Genomic DNA, 1,972 nt, shown 5'->3' with positions numbered 1-1,972 from the left:
GGTTCTAGACCCCGAGGAAGTTGTGAATAAGCCGATACTTACTGTTGGTTCTGGTCCTAGTATGCTTCCCTTAGCAGTATTGGAAATCGGTGTTTCGGAGAAGAACATGAATGATGTGATCGGTGTGGACATGGGGGGAACCAGTTTTGACGTGGCTTTTGTAAGGCAGGGAGAAATACCTCTTAACCGAGAATCCAAAATAAGGCCAACAGAAGAAGGCGGCGATAAACTGGGTATAGCCAAAGTAGACGTTGAGAGTGTAGGTTCAGGAGGCGGAAGCATAGCCTGGATTGATTCAGCGGGATATTTACACGTAGGTCCGCAAAGCGCGGGGGCAGATCCAGGTCCCGCATGTTACGGCTTAGGGGGAGTGGAGCCCACAGTAACCGATGCGAACCTGGTGCTAGGCTATCTGGATCCAGATTACTTTCTAGGTGGCAGAATGAAGATTTACGCCGACAGGGCGGAGGAGACAATAAGAGAAAAAATAGCAGCCCCGCTCAGCATTGATGTGGTGGATGCCGCTAGTCGTATCTATACCACGGTTAATTACGATATGATTGCTGCTTTGAGAAATTTAGCTATTAGGAGAGGTATTGATCCTCGGAAAATGCTCTTGGTTGGTGGGGGAGGAGCCTTTGGAATACATGCTGCAGAGATAGCGAAAGAAATAGGAGTGGAAGAAATTCTCATACCCAAAATGGCCGGAGTACTAAGCTCCTATGGAGGACTAGTTTCAGATATCAAGCAGGACTTTAGGGCTACATGCTACACTAGAAGCGATGCCTTTGACTTTAAGAGCGTAAACAGCGCGCTAACTGAACTTGAAAATAAGGCTGCGAAATTCTTAGAAAGAACCAAAGTACCCCCCAAAAATAGAGAATTCAAGTACTTTGTAGAAGCCAGGTATCCTTACCAAGTCCACGACCTCGATATTCCACTAAGAACTAACAGAATAAATCAGGAGAATCTAAGCCAGTTAATCCAAGATTTCCACGACGTGCATTTCAGATACTACGCAGTTAAGGATCCAGAATCACACATAGAGTGCATAAACTGGAGAGTTATAGGAATCGGAAAGATTAAAAAGCCACAGATAAAAGAATTGCCCCATTCAAATGAGAATGGTTCTGCAGCCTTAAAGGGTAAGCGGAAAGCTTACTTTCGAGAAGTTGGGGGACTCGTTGAAGTATCAGTTTATGATGGAGATAGATTGGGGTTCGGCACCAAAATTAAGGGACCCGCAATAATTGAGGAACCTATAACAACAATATTAGTCCCACCAAAAAGTAGCATCACAGTTACCAAGTACAGCAATTATTCAGTAAAAATCACATAAAAGATTCTCAACGGATGGTCGAGGGATAATAGTATTAAAATAAGTTTTTTCTTCAAATTTTTATCATTGAAATAATTTTGAATCCATAAAAACTATTTTTAGTAAAAAAATGAATGGATAAAAAATTATGATTCTATAAAAAATTGGGTAATATTTCCAATTTTACCGAAAAACACTTCTTCCACATTGAAAAAATATAAATAATGTTTGTTTCACTAACAAATACTTAGAGAACAATTTCAATAAATTCAAAAATAGCCTTAAATTTAAAAAGTTCTCAATGATAAATAAGGGAAAGCAGAATATAATCAACATTATTTGAAATTTTCCCAAAAAAATGGGGGAAAACTCCATTGGACAGAAAGAAAAAGGCAATTATTATATCAAGTCTATTCATAGTCTCACTCTTCCTCATAGTAACAGCGATTCCGCCAACCCCCCTCATACCCGCAATGTCAGGATCCTCCAATTATTTACCAGTAATAGGAGCAAAAGCCGACCCCACAAGTGATGACTACCCCCCATGGTGGAACACGAGCTACAAATACAGACAGGAAGTGATTTTCAACAACACAGCAAGCCCATACGCCGTCGTAAACACACCAGTAGACGTTTTTATGACCTTTGCCAGTG

Annotated in this window: 2 protein-coding genes; both read left to right on the top strand. The window is 40.8% G+C overall.

Annotation, left to right across the window (positions count from 1 at the left end):
* Nucleotides 1-1,339, top strand: a 1,339-nt coding sequence (locus tag ACUVXA_RS10795; protein ID WP_445871268.1) for a hydantoinase/oxoprolinase family protein, incomplete at its 5' end; no start/stop codon positions are given.
* Between the two features lie 353 nt (nt 1,340-1,692).
* On the top strand, nt 1,693-1,972 hold a 280-nt coding region (locus tag ACUVXA_RS10790; RefSeq protein WP_445871267.1), incomplete at its 3' end, for a hypothetical protein.

Source organism: Candidatus Jordarchaeum sp., assembly GCF_052745115.1.
Note: the sequence above shows the minus strand (reverse complement) of the source record. Positions and strands in the feature narration are given on the sequence as shown.